This window comes from Bacillus cereus group sp. Bc031 (assembly GCF_027716265.1).
GTDB classification, from domain to species: domain Bacteria; phylum Bacillota; class Bacilli; order Bacillales; family Bacillaceae_G; genus Bacillus_A; species Bacillus_A paranthracis.
The window spans coordinates 1-19,571 of the sequence record NZ_JAQFUL010000067.1 but is presented as its reverse complement, the minus strand read 5'-3'; the positions used below and the strand labels follow the sequence as shown (position 1 = coordinate 19,571).

Below are 19,571 nucleotides of genomic sequence, written 5' to 3'. Positions count from 1 at the left end.
TTTAGTATAATACTCGCCACAAATAAAAAGTTGCGTAAGACTCCCAGTTGATCCAATTTGCCGCAAAATCTTTTATTTCCTGTTTAGTCGGTTTACTTTTAGAACCTGTTATATATTTAATTGCATTGTGCAAACCAACATCGTCAATTGGAAAAGCGGAAGGGAATCGTAAACAGCGCATTAAAACATAGTGAGCGGTCCACGGACCTATACCATGTATAGCAGTTAATTGTTTTTCAGCAATCTTTACATCTTGTGTTTGTAGTAAAGATTCTTTTGATAGTTTTCCTTCTGTAATAAGCTTTGCAATACCGATTAAATATTCACATTTTCTAGTCGTCATTTTTAAATTTTTGAGATCCTCTACGTGTAAATTGGCAATTGTTTCATGTGATGGGAATATCCAATGCTTTCTATCGTTCCATTCTACATAACTTCCAAATGTCTCGACTAATCTTCTTTTTAGTGTATAAGCATAAGTGAGGTTAATTTGCTGTCCGATAATTCCCCAGGAAAGTGCCTCAAATAAGTCTGGAATACCTAAAGTACGAAGGCCATAATATTGTTCAATTGGTCTTTGAAGGAGTACATCATGTTTAGCTAATGTATAAAAGGGAGCTAAATCAGTAGTTAAATCAAACCATTCAGTTACATAGTTAGCTACAGCATCGCGTATCGGTTTTGCAGAGATATAGGTTTCTCCTAAAAAACGTATTTGAATAGTATCATCCGCATTCATACTAATTTCAACTAAAGGATTTACATCGTGAACAGGGATAACTTTATAAATTTTGTTATCTTCAATGTGGAACATACATTCATTGTTAGAACGGGATAGATAGCGTAAATTTTCTTGAAAACTAAATTCTGTTGGAACTGTTAAAGTTAATGCGTTACTATATTCGGCTGTCATATGAATTCCACCTGTAATTTTTCTAATGCAAGCAATTCTTTCTTCATTTCTAATCCCCCTCTAAAACCAGTTAGTTTACCATTCTTTCCAATAACACGGTGGCAAGGAATCATAATGAGAATTGGGTTGGCAGCAATAGCAGACGCAACGGCACGTACCGCTGTAGGTTTTTGAATTTTATCTGCAATTTCTGTATAAGAATATGTTTTTCCATAAGGAATTTCACGTACCGTACTCCAAACAGATAATTGAAATGCAGTTCCGTAAGCAGCGATAGGGGATGTAAAGGTTTCTCTCTTGTTTTCTAAATACTCGATAATTTCTTTTGTATATATTTGTAAGTAATCTGGACTATGGATCAATATATGTTGAGGCAGTTTTTTTCTAGCCCATATATTTACTTCTTCAAAGGTTTCGTTTTGTGATCCAATGAAACATAGTCCAGTTTCAGTTGCAGCAATATGAAACTTCCAATTTGCATGTGTCAGTAGCGTCCAATATATATAATTATTTTTGTAAGAATTCATTATTGTATCCCTCTTTCATTTCATTCTTTTTTCGATATTCAGTAGGGGTAAATCCAGTTTTCTTTTTAAATAAAGTTGCGAAATATTCTGGGTTTTCTATCCCGACGGCAGTACTAATTTCTTTAATGGGTTGATTTGTGTGTAAAAGGTGTTCTGCTGCTTTAACAATTCTGAACTGCTGTATATATTCTATCGGACTTATTCCTGTCATTTTTTTGAAAGTGCGTTGTAAATGAAAGGGGCTACCATGGCACATTTCCGCAAGTATGTCTAGAGTTAATAATTCATCAAAGTGTTTTTCGATATACTCTTTAATTTGTTCTACCCACTCTTCATTAGGTAAAGTGAGCCCATTTGGTTTACAACGTTTGCACGGGCGAAAGTTTTCACTTAATGCTTGCTCTGCATGATGAAAAATTCGTACATTGTTTTTATTCGGTATTCTTGATTTGCATGACGGTCGGCAAAAAATCCCGGTTGATTTCACGGCATAAAAGAATTTGCTATCATAGGAAGAATCATTATGAATAATTGCTTGCCAATGCTCATTTGTTAACGTAACTCCTTCATTGTGCAAAGAACATCACCTCTGAAATTAGTATAACCTGAATAAAGTGTGTATGTATGTATTCATAAATGTAAGAGCAAGATTACAAAGGTGAAAATATTGGATGGCGTTTAGATTATTTTGTTGTTTCCTAGAGAATGAAAGACCAAATAACAGCGGCGAAAATTAATAGTGAAGTAATGGGGTCAGACCATTGCCCAGTTGAATTACATATAAATTTCTAAAAAAAGAAGTATCTACCTAACATGAGGCGGATACTTCTTTTTTAATTCAGTTTGTTAAAATTTTTCAAATCTTTCTTGAAATAATTACATATTAAATATATAATTAGTAACGATAATCATTATCAATAAAAAAGATTATCAATGGGTGAGGTATAAAAGAATTATAGCTTAGGGGAAGTGAACGAGAATGAGTTCTGGATAGAATTATTAATCTAATAAAATATATATGTAGGACAAGTTTCATATAGTTAAATTTTATTGAGAATATAGTTTGGAAATTCGAGAGGAGATATTTAAAGATGAATAAGAAGTTATTTACATTAGGTATGGTAACAGTTTTAAGTGTAGGACTAGCAGCATGTAATAGTGCGGATAAAACTTCAGGAGAAAAAACTCAACAGACAAAGGCTAGTGAGACGAAAAAAGACGAAAAACGAAAAATTACATATTTAGGTAAAGAATATACAGTGCCAGCAAAAGTAGATAAAATTGCAACAGCTAGTTTAGAGTCAATGGAAGATGCAGCAGTACTTGGAATTAAACCAGTTGGTGCGATTACGGTTGGTGGTAAATTACCAAAGTATCTGGAGAAAGATTTAGAAGGTGCGAAATCTGTTGGTGAGAAAATGCAACCAAATTTCGAAACATTACTTCAATTAAAACCAGACGTTATTACATCTAGTACGAAATTCCCAGCAGAAACAGCTGAAAAGTTTACGAAAGTAGCTCCTACATTCCCGGTATCACATGTTTCAACAAATTGGGAAGATAACTTAAAGTTAATGGGGGAATTAACTGGTAAAAAAGATAAAGCTGAAAAAATTATTAAAGATTACAATGCGGACGCTGAAAAAGCAAAAGCAAAATTAGGAGATAAGTTAAAAGACAAAAAAGTCCTTGTAATCAGACTAAGAGCAAACGAATTATTCCTATACCCAGAAGGAGTATACTTCAACCCTGTAATTTATAAAGATCTTGGATTAACTGTTCCAGAACAATTGAAAACTGTAAAAGCACAAGAGAAAATTTCATTTGAAAAACTTGCTGAACTAAACCCAGATTATATTTTCTTACAATATGAAACAACTGAAAATAAAAACCCGAAAGTGCTAGAAGAAATTGAAAATAATCCAATTTGGCAAAGTATGAATGCTGCGAAAGAAAAGAAAGTATTTGTAAACGTTGTTGATCCAATGGCACAAGGTGGTACTGCTTGGAGTAAAACAGCGTTCTTAAAAGAAACAGTGAAAAATTTATCTAAATAATACAATAAGTAAGGTGCGTTGAATGATATGCAGAAAACAAATGCAGTACCAGTAACTATATTATGTATAGCACCCATACTCATCTTATTTACAGTTATACTTTCTATTTTGTATGGGGCGAAAAGTATTGATGCTGAAACGGTGTGGAACGCGTTATTTCATTTTGATTCAAGTGATGTAAATCATAATATTATTATTACTTCACGTTTACCAAGGGTAGTTGCAGCTCTTTTAGTTGGAGCATTTCTAGCCATATCAGGAGCACTTATGCAGGGGATGACAAGAAACTATCTTGCATCCCCTTCTATTATGGGTGTGACGGATGGGGCAGCTTTTGTTATTACACTTTGTATGATTTTTCTTCCGGGAATGTCATCGATTGGTATGGTTGTATGTTCAATGATTGGTTCTGCATTAGGAGCCGGTATCGTATTTGGTTTTGGTTCGCTCCTTCAAAATGGTTTATCGCCAGTTCGGTTAGCGATTATTGGGACAGTTATTGGAACATTTTTAAGCAGTGTGTCTGCTGCAATGGCTTCATACTTCCAAATTTCTCAAAATGTTAGTTTTTGGTTTAATGCAAAATTAGACCAAGTAGACCCTAATATCATTAAAATTACGATACCGTTTGGGATAATTGGAATAGTTTTAGCGCTGTTAATATCAAAATCTATTACGATTCTTTCTTTAGGAGAAGAAGTTTCTATTAACCTAGGGCAGCGTACAAAACTAGTTAAAGCGATGGCTATTTTATCAGTTATCTTTTTAACAGGAACGGCAGTTGCTTTAGTGGGGAAAGTTGGTTTTGTAGGTTTAATTATTCCGCACATTACTCGCTTTATAATTGGGGTAGATTATAAGTGGATTTTGCCATGCGCAGGCGTTATTGGCGGCGTTTTTCTAGCGTTATGTGATATTTTAAGTAGGTTTGTAAACTATCCATTTGAAACACCGATTGGAGTCGTTACCTCCTTAATTGGAATTCCTTTCTTCCTTTATTTAATCCGTACAAGAGGAGGAGAGAGACATGCTTAAAAGTTCAAGTCAACGTTTTGGAATGACGATGGGGATTAGTATATTTTTAATACTATGTGCTATTTATATTAGTTTAACGAATGGTACGTTTGATATTACGATTACAGATGTATGTAAAACACTCCTTAGAATAGATCCAGTACCAGACCATGATTTAGTTATTTTTGAGTTTCGTCTCCCGCGCATCATAATTGCGGGATTAGTAGGGGTAGGTCTCGGTGTTGCAGGTGCTGTTATTCAAGGAATTACGAGAAATGGATTGGCAGACCCAGGTATTTTAGGAGTTAATGCAGGAGCAGGAACAGCAATCGTCATTTTTATGTTTTTCTTCCAAGGGCAATTAAAAAGCACAGACTGGGTTTCTATTATGATGATGCCAATGTTTGGTTTAGTAGGCGGATTAGGTGCAGCTATCATCATTTATCTGTTTTCTTGGAAAAATGGTAAGTTAGATTCGCAGCGTCTTTTATTAACAGGGATTGCGATTGGATCAGGATTTGGAGCCTTTTCTATGTATTTATCACTCAAAATGAAGTCAACCGATTTCGAGATGGCTGCAGTTTGGGTGTCAGGCAGTATATATAGTGCAAACTGGAAGTATATTATTGCAATGTTACCGTGGCTTATCATACTGATTCCACTTATACAAAAGAAAGCTTATTTATTAGATTTATTTCAATTGGAAGAAACGAGTATTACAAGTTTAGGTGTTTCAGTAGAAAGAGAGAAATCAATTTTACTACTAAGTAGTATCGGACTTGTAAGCGCATGTGTTGCAGTTTCAGGAAGTATTGGTTTCATCGGATTAATGGCACCGCATATAGCGAAAAGACTTGTCGGTATTCAGCATAAGCATATCATTCCTACGTGCGGAGTAATTGGAATGTTTCTTGTAATTGCTTCAGACTTTATCGCAAAAACAGTTTTCACACCTGTAGAGTTACCAGTTGGAATCGTTATTTCTATTGTCGGTGTACCTTATTTCTTATATTTACTTTATAAGGCGAAAGCGTAAGAGGAGGAATAAAAGTGAGTATTTTAAGTGCGAAAAATTTAGAAACAAGTTATGAAAAGCTTACAGTGTTTCGCGATTTAAATGTGGAAATACAAGAAGGAAAAGTAACGACAATTATAGGACCAAATGGGTGCGGTAAATCGACACTGTTAAAAACGATGGGAAGAATTTTAAAGCAAAAGAGTGGTAAAGTATATTTGCAAGGACAAGATTTACATACAATTCCAACGAAAGAAATTGCGAAGCAGTTAGCTCTACTTCCGCAAACTCCAATTGCACCAGGAGAGCTTAAAGTAGAAGAATTAATTTCTTATGGACGTTATCCACATCGAAATAATGTAAATAAGTTAACTTCAAAAGATAAAGAGATGATTGACTGGGCATTAGATATAACGAAAACTTCTGCATTTCGAACGAGACAAATTGCAAATTTATCAGGTGGTCAACGACAAAAGGTATGGCTAGCGATGGCTTTGGCACAAGAGACAGAAGTGTTGTTATTAGATGAGCCAACTACATATCTTGATATGTCTCATCAATTAGATGTATTACAAATTGTGGAGAAATTAAATAAAGACCATAATTGTACGGTCGTTATGGTATTACATGATATTAACCATGCAGCAAGGTTTTCAGATGAAATTATTGCAATGAAGGAAGGAGAAATCGTTACAACTGGTAGCCCAGAAGAAATCATTACAAATGAAGTGTTAAAAGAAGTATTTCATATTGATGCACGTGTCATGATTGATCCGTATAATGGGTCTCCTGTTTGCTTCGGTTATGATAGCATTGTATTTCAAGAAGAAAAAGTAGAAATATATGTAACGAGTTAAGAAGGGGGGATATAAGATGAACACTACGATTGAAAAACAGCAGATTGTAACATCTAATACTGAACAGTGGAACATGTATTCAAAATTAGATGGTAAGGAATATCAAATTCATATTTCAAAGCCGAGGCAACCAGCACTGGATTCAGGATATCCTGTCATTTACGTATTAGATGGTAATGCCTTTTTTCAAACATTCCATGAAGCGGTTAAAATACAATCAGTTAGAGCGGAAAAAACAGGTGTTTCACCAGCCATTATAGTAGGTATTGGTTATCCAATCGAAGGGGCATTTTCAGGTGAAGAAAGATGTTATGATTTTACGCCTAGCGTAATTTCAAAAGATGCGGCTTTAAAACCAGATGGTAAACCTTGGCCTAAAACAGGAGGAGCACATCATTTCTTTACTTTTATTGAAGAAGAATTAAAGCCGCAAATTGAAAAGAATTTTGAAATTGATAAAGGAAAGCAAACACTATTTGGGCATTCTTTAGGTGGACTATTTGCTTTACATATATTATTTACAAACATAAATGCCTTTCAAAATTATTTTATTAGTAGTCCATCTATTTGGTGGAATAACCAATCTGTGCTTGAAAAAGAAGGGAATCTTATAAATGAATTAAACAAGGCAAAGGTTAAAACAGGAGTATTTCTTACAGTTGGTTCACTTGAACGAGAGCATATGGTTGTAGGGGCAAACGAATTATCAGAGCGCCTTTTCAAAGTAAAACACGATCAGTTTCGATTTACGTTTTATGAGGCGGAAGGGGAGAACCATGCATCTGTTGTACCGACTTCTTTAAGTAAAGGATTGAGGTTTGTTAGTCACATATAGAAGAGGGAAAAGGTGAGCGATTGCTTACCTTTTTTCATTATTGTTTAAAAGCAACGTATCCATCAATTAAAAAGCTAGTGAGAAAGCGAGTAATTTAATATAAACGAGAAACATTCAAATAAACATTTGAATGTTTCTTGTTTATAAGGTATACTACATACATAATCAAATATATATTTGAATAAGAGGTGTTACATATGAGTGAAGAGTATTGTGAACTTTGTTATCATGATGAGCAAAAAGTAAAACATGCAAGTGATATGCTAGAGAAAGAGAATATAAGTAGTGTAGCGAAGATGTTTAAGGCACTTGCAGATGAAACACGTTTAAAAATTGCTTATGCGTTGTATACAGAAAAGGAACTTTGCGTACGTGATGTCGCAAGTATTATTCATAGTAGTATTGCAACAGCTTCACATCACTTAAGACTATTACAAACGATAGGATTGGCGAAAAAGCGTAAAGAGGGGAAACTTGTTTTTTATTCATTAGATGACTCTCACGTAAATGGATTAATTGAATTAGCGTTTAGTCATAGTAGTGAAATAAACAAAAAAGAACTAAATATGTAACAATGCATTTTCATAAAGATACTTCTTTATGAAAATGCAACTTTCAAAGGAGAGGAGATAATAAGTATGGTTAAACTTGTATTAATAAGACATGGACAAAGTGAATGGAATGTTGAAAATCGGTTTACAGGTTGGACAGATGTTGATTTATCAATGAAAGGTATGAAAGAAGCAAGAGAAGCTGGAATAATGCTGAAAGCTAATGGTTTCTCGTTTGATATCGCATATACATCTGTTTTGAGAAGAGCGATGCGTACTTTATGGATTACTCTCGAAGAAATGGATTTGATGTGGATACCTGTTCATAAAACATGGAAATTAAATGAGCGACATTACGGTGCGCTTCAAGGATTAAATAAGGAAGAAACAGCGAGAAAATATGGCGATGAACAAGTAACATTATGGAGACGTTCAACAAATGTACGCCCACCAGCACTTACAAAAGATGACGAAAGATATGAAGCAGCACATCCGAAATATAGAGATGTAAAATATTATGAGTTTCCTCTTACAGAAGATCTAGAAGATACAGAAAAACGAGTTGTTTCCTATTGGAATGAAGAGATAGCTCCTAACGTAAAAGCTGGTAAACAAGTAATTATAGCAGCACACGGCAATACAATACGTGCTTTAGTAAAACATTTAGATCAAATTTCAGATAAAGATATAGAAAATGTGAACATTCCAACAGGAACACCATTGGTTTATGAATTAGATAGCGATTTAAAACCGATATGCTATTATTATTTAACTAGAGAAATAGAAACTTTAGAAGGAAGTTTGGTATAAATATACCCTACCTACGTATTGTATATTTATATCAGAGGTGATTTATAGTGTTATATTATACGGTTGTAAATAAAAAGAATTGTGAGGCATGTGGACTATGTATTTCTATAGCACCTGATATATATCAGGTAGACGGAAGAGGAAAATCATTTGGTGTATTAGATAATAACCAAGGAATAATGGGTATTCCAAAAACTTTCTTGCAAGCAATGTTGGCGGCAAGTGACGGCTGTCCAACAAGTTCGATTCAAATAAGAAAAGAGCCATTTGTAAATAAAATAAAAATTTAATAGTGGAATTATGAAAGACAAACAAAATTAAAAGGAGGTATTTATATGGGACATCATCACGGTCACCAACATCATGGGCATGCTCACGGGCATTCCCATGGCCATCATCATTTTGAGGAAAGTAGGAAAGGTAACAGAAAAGGATTAATTACAGCCTTAGTGATTACAGCAACTATCATGTTCCTTGAATTTTTCGGGGGACTAGTTACAAATAGTTTGGCTTTATTATCTGATTCAGGACATATGTTAAGCGATACAAGTTCCTTATTATTAAGTTTAATTGCTATTGGATTAGCAGCTAGAACGGTTACTTCTAAAAAAACGTATGGATATTATCGTTTTGAGATTTTGGCGGCATTAATTAATGGAATTACGTTATTTGTTGTAGCAGGGCTTATCGTATGGGAAGCAATTGGTCGGTTTTTTGAACCACCAACTGTTTCAAGTGGTCCAATGATGTTAATCGCATCAATTGGTTTACTAGCAAATTTAATTAGTGCATGGGCACTGAGGAGACAAGGTGATGTGAAAAATAATGTAAATTTACGTAGCGCGTATTTACATGTTCTTGGAGATGCTTTAGGGTCAGTGGGAGCATTAGTAGCTGGGGTACTTATGTCGTTATTCTCATGGTATATAGCAGATCCAATTATTTCAGTAGTTGTTGCTTTATTAATTTTAAAGAGCGCGTGGGGAGTAACAAAACATTCCATTCATATACTTATGGAGGGTACACCCGTTGCAATTGAACTAGAGAAAGTGAAGCAAGTGATTAAAGGAGTAGAAGGTGTACGTGATTTACATGATCTTCATATTTGGACAATTACATCTGGACTAGACGCATTAAGCGTCCATGTAATGATTGATAAAAAACAGGATGATCAAGAAGTACTTCAAAATATTATTGATATGTTAAAACAAGAGTTTCATATTGAACATGCTACCATTCAAATTGAAACACTTACTATTAAACATAATGAAATGATCGTCTAATTAAATGTAAGCAAAAGGCTATGGGGAAATTCTCCATAGCCTTTTGTTTGCGTAAGTAGAATTGTCCTTTTTGAAAGTTTTGTTTCAATTTTTCGTCTAAAGAGACAAAAAGTTGTCACAATTCGTTCACAATTAGCATAAACATAAAATAGACGAAATGAACTTATTTCCGAAAAGGCTTGGTTCATTCCAATTATGATTCGTAGAGCTGAAAAAGCACGGATGAAAAGTTCACTATATTCTTAAGGAGGTAGATCGTATGAAAACTATTCTCGCTATCGCTGGACTTATTTGGGTTTTATCGCATGGTATCCCAATTTATGAAGGAGAACAAATTCGCAGTGCTCTAAATAAAAATTTTAATGAATATCATATCATTGATCGGCAAGATAATGTTGTGACAGTTCGTGTAAATGACTGTTTTCATACGGTAACCGTTGAAGGAACTTCAGTAGTGAATGATACAAAAGTATGTGATCAGTAATAATTATATATAGGAAGAAAAAGTCTCAATTTACATGTGTGAAGATTGAGGCTTTTATATTTGGGAATGAATAATAAGCGGGGATGGACAACCCTCGCTTATTATTGTTTTTTGAAAAAAGGAAAGGGTATAATGAAAATTAAGACTGAGAAGCTAACAATGTGTTAAGAATAAACATAAAGTGGAAATATACTCATATGGGGTATCATGCATAGATATTTAATGCTATAATTGGTATACTCGTAAAAGTAATTGTTTTATTGGATGAAGAGAAACTTTAAGAAGGTGATAATATGGGGCATAAAGAGCATGAAGCAGTAACACATAGATCAGAAAAAGAAAAAGAGCAAATTATAAATAGATTGAAGAGAATTGAAGGGCAAGTTCGGGGTATTCAAAATATGATTGAAAATGATCGGTATTGCGTGGATATTTTAGTGCAAATTTCAGCGATTAATGCAGCGATGAAAAAAGTAGGAATGGGTGTATTAAAAAACCATACGAGTCATTGTGTTTCAGGTGCAATTAAAAATGGTAATGGTGACGAAGCAATCGAAGAATTAATGACAGTATTTGAACGTTTTTCAAAAGCGTAAAAACAAGCTAGTGTGTAACTAGCTTGTTTTTTGTTTATCCTTGTATTGGTGTGAAAAAGTGTGTGTAAAATAAACTTTTAGAAAATAATTGAAAAATCATGATAAAAAACCATTGATTACCTTAGGGGGGTATGGTAAGATGTAACTGTGATTAACAAACAATGAATAAACAAGAGGAGGATTTTAAATGGAACAGTTAACATTACAAGTTGAAGGTATGTCTTGTGGACATTGTGTAAATGCTATCGAAAGCAGTGTGAAAGAGCTAAACGGTGTTGAACAAGTGAAAGTTCAATTAGCAGAAGGAACTGTTGAAGTTACTATCGACTCGTCTGCTGTAACATTAAAAGATATTATTGCTGTAATCGAAGATCAAGGATACGATGTTCAATAATTATTTTTAGATATGGAAATAAATCGTACTTTATAGGAAGTACGATTTATTTTGCTAATAATTATACCTCATAAGGGTATATAGAGGTGAGAGACATGAATGAACAAAAAGAGGTCAATCTTCAAATATCAGGAATGACATGTGCCGCATGTGCAAATAGAATTGAAAAAGGCCTAAAAAAAGTAGAAGGTGTTCATGATGCAAATGTAAATTTTGCACTTGAAAAAACGAAAATAATATATGATCCCCAAAAAACAAATCCGCAACAATTTAAGGAAAAAGTTGAATCGTTAGGATATGGAATTGTAAGTGATAAAGCTGAATTTACTGTTTCAGGAATGACATGCGCAGCATGTGCCAATAGAGTAGAAAAGCGTTTAAATAAGTTAGAAGGTGTGAACAGGGCGACAGTAAATTTCGCTTTGGAATCAGCTACAGTAGATTTTAATCCTGATGAAATTAATGTAAATGAAATGAAGAGTGCAATTACGAAATTAGGATATAAATTGGAAGTGAAATCAGATGAGCAAGATGGATCAACTGATCATCGCTTACAAGAAATTGAGCGACAAAAGAAGAAGTTTATTATTTCGTTTATTTTATCATTCCCGTTACTGTGGGCAATGGTAAGTCACTTCTCATTTACATCGTTTATTTATTTACCTGATATGCTTATGAACCCTTGGGTGCAGCTAGCTCTTGCAACGCCAGTTCAATTTATCATTGGTGGACAGTTTTATGTTGGGGCTTATAAAGCGTTACGTAATAAAAGTGCTAACATGGATGTTCTTGTGGCACTTGGAACGTCGGCCGCCTATTTCTATAGTGTATATTTAAGCATTCAATCTATCGGTTCTTCGGAACACATGACAGATTTATATTTTGAAACGAGCGCGGTACTTATTACACTAATTATTTTAGGTAAATTATTTGAAGCAAAAGCAAAGGGACGTTCATCAGAAGCAATTAAAAAGTTGATGGGTTTACAAGCAAAGACAGCTACAGTTGTGCGAGATGGAACAGAAATGAAAATTTTAATCGAAGAAGTAGTAGCTGGTGATATCGTTTATGTAAAGCCTGGTGAAAAAATTCCGGTAGATGGTGAGATTGTAGAAGGAAAGTCAGCAATAGATGAATCGATGTTAACAGGTGAAAGTATTCCAGTTGATAAAACAATTGGGGATGTAGTAATCGGTTCTACAATGAATAAAAATGGATTTTTAAAAGTGAAAGCAACTAAGGTAGGAAGAGATACTGCATTAGCTCAAATTATTAAAGTAGTAGAAGAGGCTCAAGGTTCAAAAGCTCCTATTCAAAGGGTAGCAGATCAAATTTCAGGTATTTTCGTACCGGTTGTAGTTGTGATTGCTATTATTACATTTGCAGTGTGGATGATATTTGTTACACCAGGTGATTTTGGCGGAGCACTTGAGAAAATGATAGCAGTACTTGTTATCGCTTGTCCATGTGCATTAGGTCTTGCGACACCTACATCTATTATGGCTGGATCAGGAAGATCAGCTGAGTATGGTATTTTATTTAAAGGCGGAGAGCATTTAGAAGCAACGCATCGATTGGATACAGTTATTCTAGATAAAACAGGTACTGTGACAAATGGAAAGCCAGTGTTAACGGATGTAATTGTCGCAGATGGATTCAATGAAGAAGAAATATTACGTTTAGTAGGTGCGGCAGAAAAAAATTCTGAACACCCACTTGCAGAAGCGATTGTAGAAGGAATTAAAGAAAAGAAAATTGATATTCCAAGTTCAGAAACGTTTGAAGCGATTCCTGGATTCGGTATTGAATCAGTCGTAGAAGGGAAACAATTATTAATTGGTACACGCCGATTAATGAAGAAATTCAATATTGATATTGAAGAAGTTTCTAAATCGATGGAAGAGTTAGAACGAGAAGGTAAAACAGCAATGCTTATTGCAATTAATAAAGAATATGCTGGTATAGTGGCTGTTGCAGATACTGTAAAAGATACTTCAAAAGCAGCTATTACAAGGCTTAAGAAAATGGGTCTAGACGTTGTGATGATTACAGGAGATAATACGCAAACTGCTCAGGCGATTGCGGGGCAAGTTGGTATTGAACATGTAATTGCAGAAGTATTACCAGAAGGAAAAGCAGAAGAAGTGAAAAAACTTCAAGCGCAAGGTAAGAAAGTAGCAATGGTTGGAGACGGAATAAATGATGCTCCAGCACTTGCTACGGCGGATATCGGTATGGCAATTGGAACAGGAACGGATGTAGCGATGGAAGCGGCAGATATTACGTTAATTCGTGGCGATTTAAATAGTATTGCTGATGCAATCTTTATGAGTAAGATGACGATAAGAAATATTAAGCAAAATTTATTCTGGGCACTAGCTTATAACGGTTTAGGAATCCCGATTGCAGCGTTCGGTTTCTTAGCACCTTGGGTTGCAGGAGCGGCTATGGCATTTAGTTCTGTATCAGTTGTATTAAATGCATTACGATTGCAAAGAGTGAAGTTAAAATAATAAAACTTTAAATCTATAGAGTAATTGCATATGCTTTTAAACAAAAAACAATACTTTGAAATAAGTATTGTTTTTTGTTTATATAGAAAGAAAAAAGATATAATAAAGCAGAAATATTGAATACTAGATGGTAGAAAAGTTAAATGATAGTGTAGTAAGGAGGTTCATATATGTTAAAAGATATAATCATTAGAACATTCCATAAAGAGGATTTAGAACAAGTATTACAGTTGTTCTATGAAACAGTTCATACAATTAATGCAAAAGATTATAACGTGTTACAGCTACAGGCATGGGCACCAGATCAACTAGATAGGGAAAGCTGGTTAAAGTCTTTAGAAAAGAATATTAGTTATGTAGCGGATTATAACGGTATGATAGTCGGATTTGGGGATTATAATGAGGATCATTACGTAGATCGTTTATTTACACATAAAGATTATCAAAGGAAAAGGATAGCTTCATACATACTACAAAAGTTAGAACAAGAAGCAGTGAACTTGGGGCATAGGGGGATTTATACAGAAGCAAGTATTACAGCAAAACCCTTTTTTGAAAGTAAAGGCTTTATTTGCATAAAGGAACAAAAGAAAGAGCATAATGGTCAGATTTTTATTAATTATGTAATGAAAAAATAGCCCTCTCGTAAACGAGAAGGCTATTTTTCATTATTTTACAGCTTCTTTTAGTTCTTTACCAGCTTTGAAAGCAGGTACTTTAGAAGCTGCGATTTGCATTTCTTCACCAGTTTGTGGGTTACGGCCTGTACGAGCAGCTCTTTCGCGAACTTCGAATGTACCGAATCCGATAAGTTGTACTTTTTCACCAGCAGCTAAAGTGTTAGTGATTGATTCTACTACAGTTTGTACAACTACAGTAGCTTCTTTTTGAGAAATCTCAGCATTTTGTGCTACGTTTTTGATTAATTCTGTTTTGTTCATGTTTTTCACCTCATATGTAAATAATGCTATTTAAGTTGTTATTATAACGTATAAAACATTCGAGAACAAGTGTACGCACATATATTCATAAAAAAAATGGAATTTGTAATATTTTTCAGGATTGCTGTATAGTCGTTCCATTTAAGCGGATACAGATTTTTTCTTTAATTCCGTTTGTTCTTTAGTAGAAGGTAGTTTCTTATTATAAGATATGAAATAAGGTAACGCTACAAATAACATACCTCCTACTAAGTTTCCGAAGAAAACAAAAATGAAGTTTGGAAAATATTCAAACCAAGTTAAATGACCTGCAAAAATTATAGCTGGGATGACAAACATATTGGCTACAACGTGTTGAAATCCAATTGCAACAAAAGTCATAACTGGGAACCAAATGCCGATAATCTTTCCGATAAATTCTTTACTTCCCATACTAAGCCAAACAGCTAAACAAACGAGCCAATTACATCCGATTGCAGAAATGAAGGCTTGTAGTGGTGTATCTTGTAGTTTAGCTTGCGCAATAGAAACTGTTTTTGCTAAAAAAGCTCCCTCTGTTAATCCGACGATATGACCGAAAAAATAAGCAACGAATACAGCACCTATGAAATTGCTCAATGTAACAATAATTAAATTTCGTATGAAATAAAATAAAGTAATTTTCTTTTGAAGCCAGGCCATGGAAACTGTCATCATGTTACCAGTTACTAGTTCACCGCCTGCAAGAATAACGAGAATAAGACCGATAGGGAATACAGCAGCGCCTAGAAAACTAGTAAATGATCCCCAAGCCTTTGGCATTGTTCCAATAACATGAATATCGAGTAAATACCCTAATGCTATGAAAGCACCGCCAAAAAAACCGAGAATTAGCATAGGGAGTAATGATAAATGAGCTTTTTTTCTTCCGGAATTAGCAGCAAGTTCCGTAATTTCTTCTGGTGTAAATACAGACATGAATAATCTCTCCTTAATAAAATGATAAAAGAATAAATGGAACATTTTTAAGAATCTATGTATTATAAAAATATGTTATGACTTCTGTATAAATTTGTCAAAGTGAGCAGGGCTGGAATTAAATATAACTAACATTGTTCGTGTTGTCACATTCATGTAACAATAAGGTTTTAAAGTACTTCTAGAGGTGAGAACATGAATACGTATCACGTAAAAGAAGAACAAAAAAAATCAATCGTCAAGGTATCTATAATCAGTTTTGTAAGTGTAGTAATGATTTCTATAAGTTTGTATTTCTATGCGACAGAAATAGAACGAAAACTAGTAACAGTTACGTGGAATGAAATAGAATCTTCTACAATTCCTAAAGAGTTTCATAATAAAAAAATATTGCAGTTCTCAGATATACATTTAGGGCCAGAATTCACACTGAAACAATTAGAAAATTTGGTGGAGAAGATAAATGCATTAAGTCCGGATGTAGTAGTTTTCACAGGGGATTTAATAGATAAGTTTGGATCGTATAAAGCCGAAAGAGAAGAAGCGAAAGGGATTTTACAAAAAATACATGCACCCTTAGGGAAATATGCAGTGTTTGGGAATCATGATAGAGGCGGCGGAGGTAGTTTATTTTATAAAAAATATATGGAGGAAGCTGGTTTCGCTGTGTTAGTCAATGAAGTGCAGAAAATTAAAGCGGAAAACGGCAAATATATTACAATATCAGGTTTGGATGATTTTTTATTAGGTAAGCCGCAAATAGACTCAACTTTAAAACATGTAAGGCAACAAGATTTCAATATGTTATTAGTACATGAGCCGGATGTTGTAGACAAAGTAGCACGTTACCCAGTTGATTTTCAAATGTCAGGCCATAGTCACGGAGGACAAGTTCAAATTCCTTTTATCGGTCCATTCATTACGACAAAACTAGCTGAGAGTCATGTTGAAGGTATGTATGAAGTAGAGGGGAAGAGTAAGCCGTTATATTTATATGTAAATCGTGGTATTGGGACAACCCGAATGCCTGTTAGATTTTGGAGTGTACCTGAACTTTCAGTATTTATATTGAAGCAAAAGAGTAACTAATGTATTCAATTCCACATCATCATTCTCAATTTGATTTTGATGAACGAGCGATGTTAATTGGTGGTAAATAAAAAACAACAATAGGTCATATAAAACCTATTGTTGTTTTCATTATTTTTGCAAGGGAATCGCATCGAAATATGTTCTATAGTTACTAGAGAATTCAAAGTTGTTTTTTGCATCCCAATTAATAGACCAAGACATTAGGCCGCGGAATGCAGGATAGCCACTCTCATTTGAAAGTTTATACTTTCCTCCGAAAGGAATTCCCTTAATGATATAATCTAAAGCTTTTTTCATTTCAGTTGGAGAAATATACCCACCACTTGGAGCGGCCGCTGGTGCTGCAGGAAGTCCAATCATTACTTGATCCGAACGAAGAGCTGGGAACATGTTATTTGCATTACCACCTACAGGAAAACCATGTAAGAGCATATCTGCCATAGCGACCTCGTAGTCTGCAGTACCTTGATTGTAGTTATTACCGTCCATTCCAACCCCGCTGCCAGCGTTGTAGTGTTGAACGTGAATGTATGTCAGTTTGTCTTTCACTCCGTAAATAATCGGTAAATATGCACCCCAGATGCTTCCGTATGCACTATAACCGCCTTGAACATAAGCTGTTTCAGGAGCCATGCTTAATAGAAAGTCGGGACCGTAATGATCTGAGATTGTTCGAATAGCCGAAATAAGATTTACGATTTGAGGAGTAGTTGGGTTTTTGAAATTAGTGTCATTTCCGTTTAAGTAAATACCTGATTCAAGGTCAATATCTATTCCATCAAAACCGTATTTATCAATGAGAGATTGTATGGAATTAATAAAGCGTTGCTTAGCGGCATTGTCAGGAAGTAAAACGACTCCATTTTGTCCACCAATTGAAAGAACTACTTTTTTTCCTTTACTCTTTAAATAAGAAATATCTGATTTGAATTCTGCATCTGTACCATACACAGGAGAAAATTCAACAGTAGAACGATCACCACCAGTTTCCCCGAAAGATACATTAATTACATCCCATTTTGGTGAAACGTCTCTTAATTTAATAATGCCAGTACCGTTATCAAAGTTATGCCAGTATCCAACGAGTAGTTTTGATCCTAAATTGTTTGCTGCTTGTGCTTGAAAGGGGGCTAGTGGTAGCAGTAAAAAAATTACTAACGTACAACAAATGAATTTGAACTTGTTTAACATATCAACACTCCTATACAAAAAGTTGTCTAGATGTATAATCTTGTTTATTTAATGATATCTGAAAATTCGTTCTTTCGTAAGGTAGCTATAATTTTCTCAACAATTGTATATGGAAAATTATTAAACCTAATGTAATAATTTTTATAGGAGCTTGCATTACAATTGTTAAATTCAGAATATTTTGATATATTTTAAAGTGTAGGCAAAGTTTTCACATAATACTCTTACATAAATTTCAAAATTACGTTTGGAAGGGGATGTATAAGAGTTGGATAAAAATCTTAAGAAAGACCTCAAAATACGCCACATTACAATGATCTCAATTGGCGGCGTAATAGGAGCTGGTTTGTTTGTTGGAAGTGGGGCAGTTGTGCATTCAGCAGGGCCAGGTTCTATCGTTTCATATGCATTAGCAGGACTTCTAGTCGTTTTCGTTATGAGAATGCTTGGGGAAATGGCAGCTATTAACCCGACAAGTGGGTCATTTGCAACATATGCAAGAGAAGCAATTGGTCCATGGGCCGGTTATACAATTGGGTGGCTATATTGGTTTTTCTGGGTAATTGTTATTGCGATAGAAGCCACAGCAGGTGCTGGTATTATTCAATACTGGATTCCAGAAATCCCTCTTTGGTTATTAAGCCTAATATTAACGATTTTATTAACATTGACGAATGTTTTTTCGGTGAAATCATTTGGAGAGTTTGAATATTGGTTTTCTTTTATTAAAGTAATAAGTATCGTTTTGTTCCTTTGTCTTGGACTAGCTGTTATTTTAGGATTTGTACCAGGAACGGAAGCACCTGGCACTTCGAATTTAGTAGGACAAGGAGGATTTATGCCAAACGGTATAAGTTCGGTGCTACTTGGAATTACTGTCGTAATATTTTCATTTATGGGATCTGAGATTGTTGCAGTAGCTGCTGGAGAATCTGCTGAACCTGTAAAAGCAGTAAAAACAGCAACAAATAGTGTAATTTGGCGTATTCTCGTATTTTTCATTGGATCGATTGCTGTAGTTGTTACACTTCTTCCATGGAATTCAGCGAACATATTAAAAAGTCCGTTTGTAGCGGTACTGGAACATATAGGGATACCAGCGGCAGCACAAATTATGAATTTTATCGTTTTAACAGCTGTACTTTCTTGTTTAAATTCTGGTTTATATACGAACTCAAGAATGCTTTTTTCAATGGCAGAAAGAGGAGATGCTCCAAAGGCATTTTTGAAATTGAATAGTAGTGGTGTTCCAGTTCGGGCCGTTTTATTCGGAACGTTCTTCGCTTATATTGGAGTTGTTTTTAGTTACATATCTCCAGATAAAGTCTTTTTATTTTTAGTGAATGCATCTGGCGGGATTGCGTTGCTCGTTTATCTCGTTATAGCTGTTTCGCATTTAAAGATCCGTAAAAAAATGGGGAAAGTAGAACAACAAAATTTGAAAGTGAAAATGTGGTTTTTCCCCACATCCATCAACTTAACGTATATTTTTATATAAAATGCGGTCTTTCCACGTAGTTTTTTATTATCTTTTATAGATG

Annotated in this window: 21 protein-coding genes and 2 pseudogenes; 17 read left to right on the top strand and 6 right to left on the bottom strand. The window is 34.5% G+C overall.

The window, feature by feature from the left end; genetic code table 11:
* Window position 1: 1 nt before the first annotated feature.
* Genes alkA through adaA form a run of 3 tightly spaced genes read right to left on the bottom strand, consistent with a single transcriptional unit; the run spans window position 2 to window position 2,017 of the window.
* Window positions 2-913 carry a DNA-3-methyladenine glycosidase II gene (gene alkA, locus PDQ33_RS21485; protein ID WP_061131624.1) on the bottom strand — a complete coding sequence of 304 codons (912 nt, stop codon included), beginning with the start codon at window positions 911-913 and terminating at the stop codon, window positions 2-4.
* Window positions 910-1,440 carry a methylated-DNA--[protein]-cysteine S-methyltransferase gene (locus PDQ33_RS21480; RefSeq protein WP_061131625.1) on the bottom strand — a complete coding sequence of 177 codons (531 nt, stop codon included), beginning with the start codon at window positions 1,438-1,440 and terminating at the stop codon, window positions 910-912. Before PDQ33_RS21480 ends, alkA begins: the two co-directional genes overlap by 4 nt.
* Window positions 1,421-2,017 (bottom strand): bifunctional transcriptional activator/DNA repair enzyme AdaA, encoded by a 597-nt coding sequence (gene adaA, locus PDQ33_RS21475; protein ID WP_061131626.1) that lies wholly within the window; start codon window positions 2,015-2,017, stop codon window positions 1,421-1,423. The genes PDQ33_RS21480 and adaA overlap by 20 nt, the downstream gene beginning before the upstream one ends.
* 77 nt (window positions 2,018-2,094) lie before the next feature.
* Between adaA and PDQ33_RS21470 the strand changes: the two are divergent.
* The 15 genes and pseudogenes from PDQ33_RS21470 to PDQ33_RS21400 form a co-directional block, all read left to right on the top strand.
* Window positions 2,095-2,232: pseudogene (locus PDQ33_RS21470) on the top strand (exodeoxyribonuclease III); the annotation flags it as partial.
* A gap of 299 nt (window positions 2,233-2,531) precedes the next feature.
* Window positions 2,532-3,497 carry an iron-hydroxamate ABC transporter substrate-binding protein gene (locus tag PDQ33_RS21465; RefSeq protein ID WP_061131627.1) on the top strand — a complete coding sequence of 322 codons (966 nt, stop codon included), beginning with the start codon at window positions 2,532-2,534 and terminating at the stop codon, window positions 3,495-3,497.
* A gap of 27 nt (window positions 3,498-3,524) precedes the next feature.
* Complete coding sequence (locus PDQ33_RS21460) at window positions 3,525-4,532, top strand: FecCD family ABC transporter permease (RefSeq protein WP_001173060.1); 1,008 nt, start codon at window positions 3,525-3,527, stop codon at window positions 4,530-4,532.
* Window positions 4,525-5,547 carry a FecCD family ABC transporter permease gene (locus PDQ33_RS21455; protein WP_000920465.1) on the top strand — a complete coding sequence of 341 codons (1,023 nt, stop codon included), beginning with the start codon at window positions 4,525-4,527 and terminating at the stop codon, window positions 5,545-5,547. Before PDQ33_RS21460 ends, PDQ33_RS21455 begins: the two co-directional genes overlap by 8 nt.
* A gap of 14 nt (window positions 5,548-5,561) precedes the next feature.
* On the top strand, window positions 5,562-6,383 hold the full coding sequence (locus PDQ33_RS21450) for an ABC transporter ATP-binding protein (protein WP_061131628.1): 822 nt from the start codon (window positions 5,562-5,564) through the stop codon (window positions 6,381-6,383).
* Window positions 6,384-6,399: 16 nt separating this feature from the next.
* On the top strand, window positions 6,400-7,218 hold the full coding sequence (locus PDQ33_RS21445; protein WP_001098336.1) for an alpha/beta hydrolase: 819 nt from the start codon (window positions 6,400-6,402) through the stop codon (window positions 7,216-7,218).
* Between the two features lie 197 nt (window positions 7,219-7,415).
* On the top strand, window positions 7,416-7,790 hold the full coding sequence (locus tag PDQ33_RS21440; RefSeq protein WP_061131629.1) for an ArsR/SmtB family transcription factor: 375 nt from the start codon (window positions 7,416-7,418) through the stop codon (window positions 7,788-7,790).
* A 66-nt stretch (window positions 7,791-7,856) separates the two neighbouring features.
* On the top strand, window positions 7,857-8,579 hold the full coding sequence (gpmA, locus tag PDQ33_RS21435; RefSeq protein ID WP_270756562.1) for a 2,3-diphosphoglycerate-dependent phosphoglycerate mutase: 723 nt from the start codon (window positions 7,857-7,859) through the stop codon (window positions 8,577-8,579).
* Window positions 8,580-8,626: 47 nt separating this feature from the next.
* Entirely contained in the window at window positions 8,627-8,869 is a 243-nt protein-coding gene (locus tag PDQ33_RS21430; RefSeq protein WP_000967685.1) for a ferredoxin, read from the top strand.
* Window positions 8,870-8,914: 45 nt separating this feature from the next.
* The gene (locus PDQ33_RS21425; RefSeq protein WP_270756563.1) at window positions 8,915-9,862 is read left to right on the top strand and encodes a cation diffusion facilitator family transporter; all 948 of its coding nucleotides are present in this window, start codon (window positions 8,915-8,917) and stop codon (window positions 9,860-9,862) included.
* Window positions 9,863-10,121: 259 nt separating this feature from the next.
* Window positions 10,122-10,346, top strand: coding sequence for a hypothetical protein (locus PDQ33_RS21420; protein ID WP_086408993.1), 225 nt, complete (start codon window positions 10,122-10,124; stop codon window positions 10,344-10,346).
* A 293-nt stretch (window positions 10,347-10,639) separates the two neighbouring features.
* A complete protein-coding gene (locus tag PDQ33_RS21415; RefSeq protein WP_000509877.1) occupies window positions 10,640-10,942 on the top strand; it encodes a metal-sensing transcriptional repressor in 303 nt (100 codons plus the stop codon).
* 187 nt (window positions 10,943-11,129) lie between these two features.
* Window positions 11,130-11,336, top strand: a complete 207-nt coding sequence (gene copZ / locus PDQ33_RS21410) for a copper chaperone CopZ (RefSeq protein ID WP_061131632.1) — start codon at window positions 11,130-11,132, stop codon at window positions 11,334-11,336.
* Between the two features lie 95 nt (window positions 11,337-11,431).
* Window positions 11,432-13,849 carry a heavy metal translocating P-type ATPase gene (locus PDQ33_RS21405; protein ID WP_061131633.1) on the top strand — a complete coding sequence of 806 codons (2,418 nt, stop codon included), beginning with the start codon at window positions 11,432-11,434 and terminating at the stop codon, window positions 13,847-13,849.
* Between the two features lie 170 nt (window positions 13,850-14,019).
* Complete coding sequence (locus PDQ33_RS21400) at window positions 14,020-14,487, top strand: GNAT family N-acetyltransferase (RefSeq protein ID WP_061131634.1); 468 nt, start codon at window positions 14,020-14,022, stop codon at window positions 14,485-14,487.
* A 30-nt stretch (window positions 14,488-14,517) separates the two neighbouring features.
* Here the strand turns inward: PDQ33_RS21400 and PDQ33_RS21395 are convergent, their stop codons facing one another.
* Both PDQ33_RS21395 and PDQ33_RS21390 read right to left on the bottom strand, forming a co-directional pair.
* Window positions 14,518-14,790: an HU family DNA-binding protein gene (locus PDQ33_RS21395; protein WP_001043904.1), complete on the bottom strand. Its 273-nt coding sequence runs from the start codon at window positions 14,788-14,790 to the stop codon at window positions 14,518-14,520.
* Window positions 14,791-14,931: 141 nt separating this feature from the next.
* The gene (locus PDQ33_RS21390; RefSeq protein WP_000110527.1) at window positions 14,932-15,747 is read right to left on the bottom strand and encodes a formate/nitrite transporter family protein; all 816 of its coding nucleotides are present in this window, start codon (window positions 15,745-15,747) and stop codon (window positions 14,932-14,934) included.
* Window positions 15,748-15,942: 195 nt separating this feature from the next.
* Here PDQ33_RS21390 and PDQ33_RS21385 point away from each other — a divergent pair, with 195 nt between their 5' ends.
* The gene (locus PDQ33_RS21385; RefSeq protein ID WP_270394046.1) at window positions 15,943-16,836 is read left to right on the top strand and encodes a metallophosphoesterase; all 894 of its coding nucleotides are present in this window, start codon (window positions 15,943-15,945) and stop codon (window positions 16,834-16,836) included.
* A gap of 111 nt (window positions 16,837-16,947) precedes the next feature.
* Here the strand turns inward: PDQ33_RS21385 and PDQ33_RS21380 are convergent, their stop codons facing one another.
* Window positions 16,948-18,030 carry a chitinase gene (locus PDQ33_RS21380; protein WP_000932461.1) on the bottom strand — a complete coding sequence of 361 codons (1,083 nt, stop codon included), beginning with the start codon at window positions 18,028-18,030 and terminating at the stop codon, window positions 16,948-16,950.
* A gap of 268 nt (window positions 18,031-18,298) precedes the next feature.
* Between PDQ33_RS21380 and PDQ33_RS21375 the strand changes: the two are divergent.
* Window positions 18,299-19,525: pseudogene (locus PDQ33_RS21375) on the top strand (amino acid permease); the annotation flags it as partial.
* Between the last annotated feature and the right edge of the window lie 46 nt (window positions 19,526-19,571).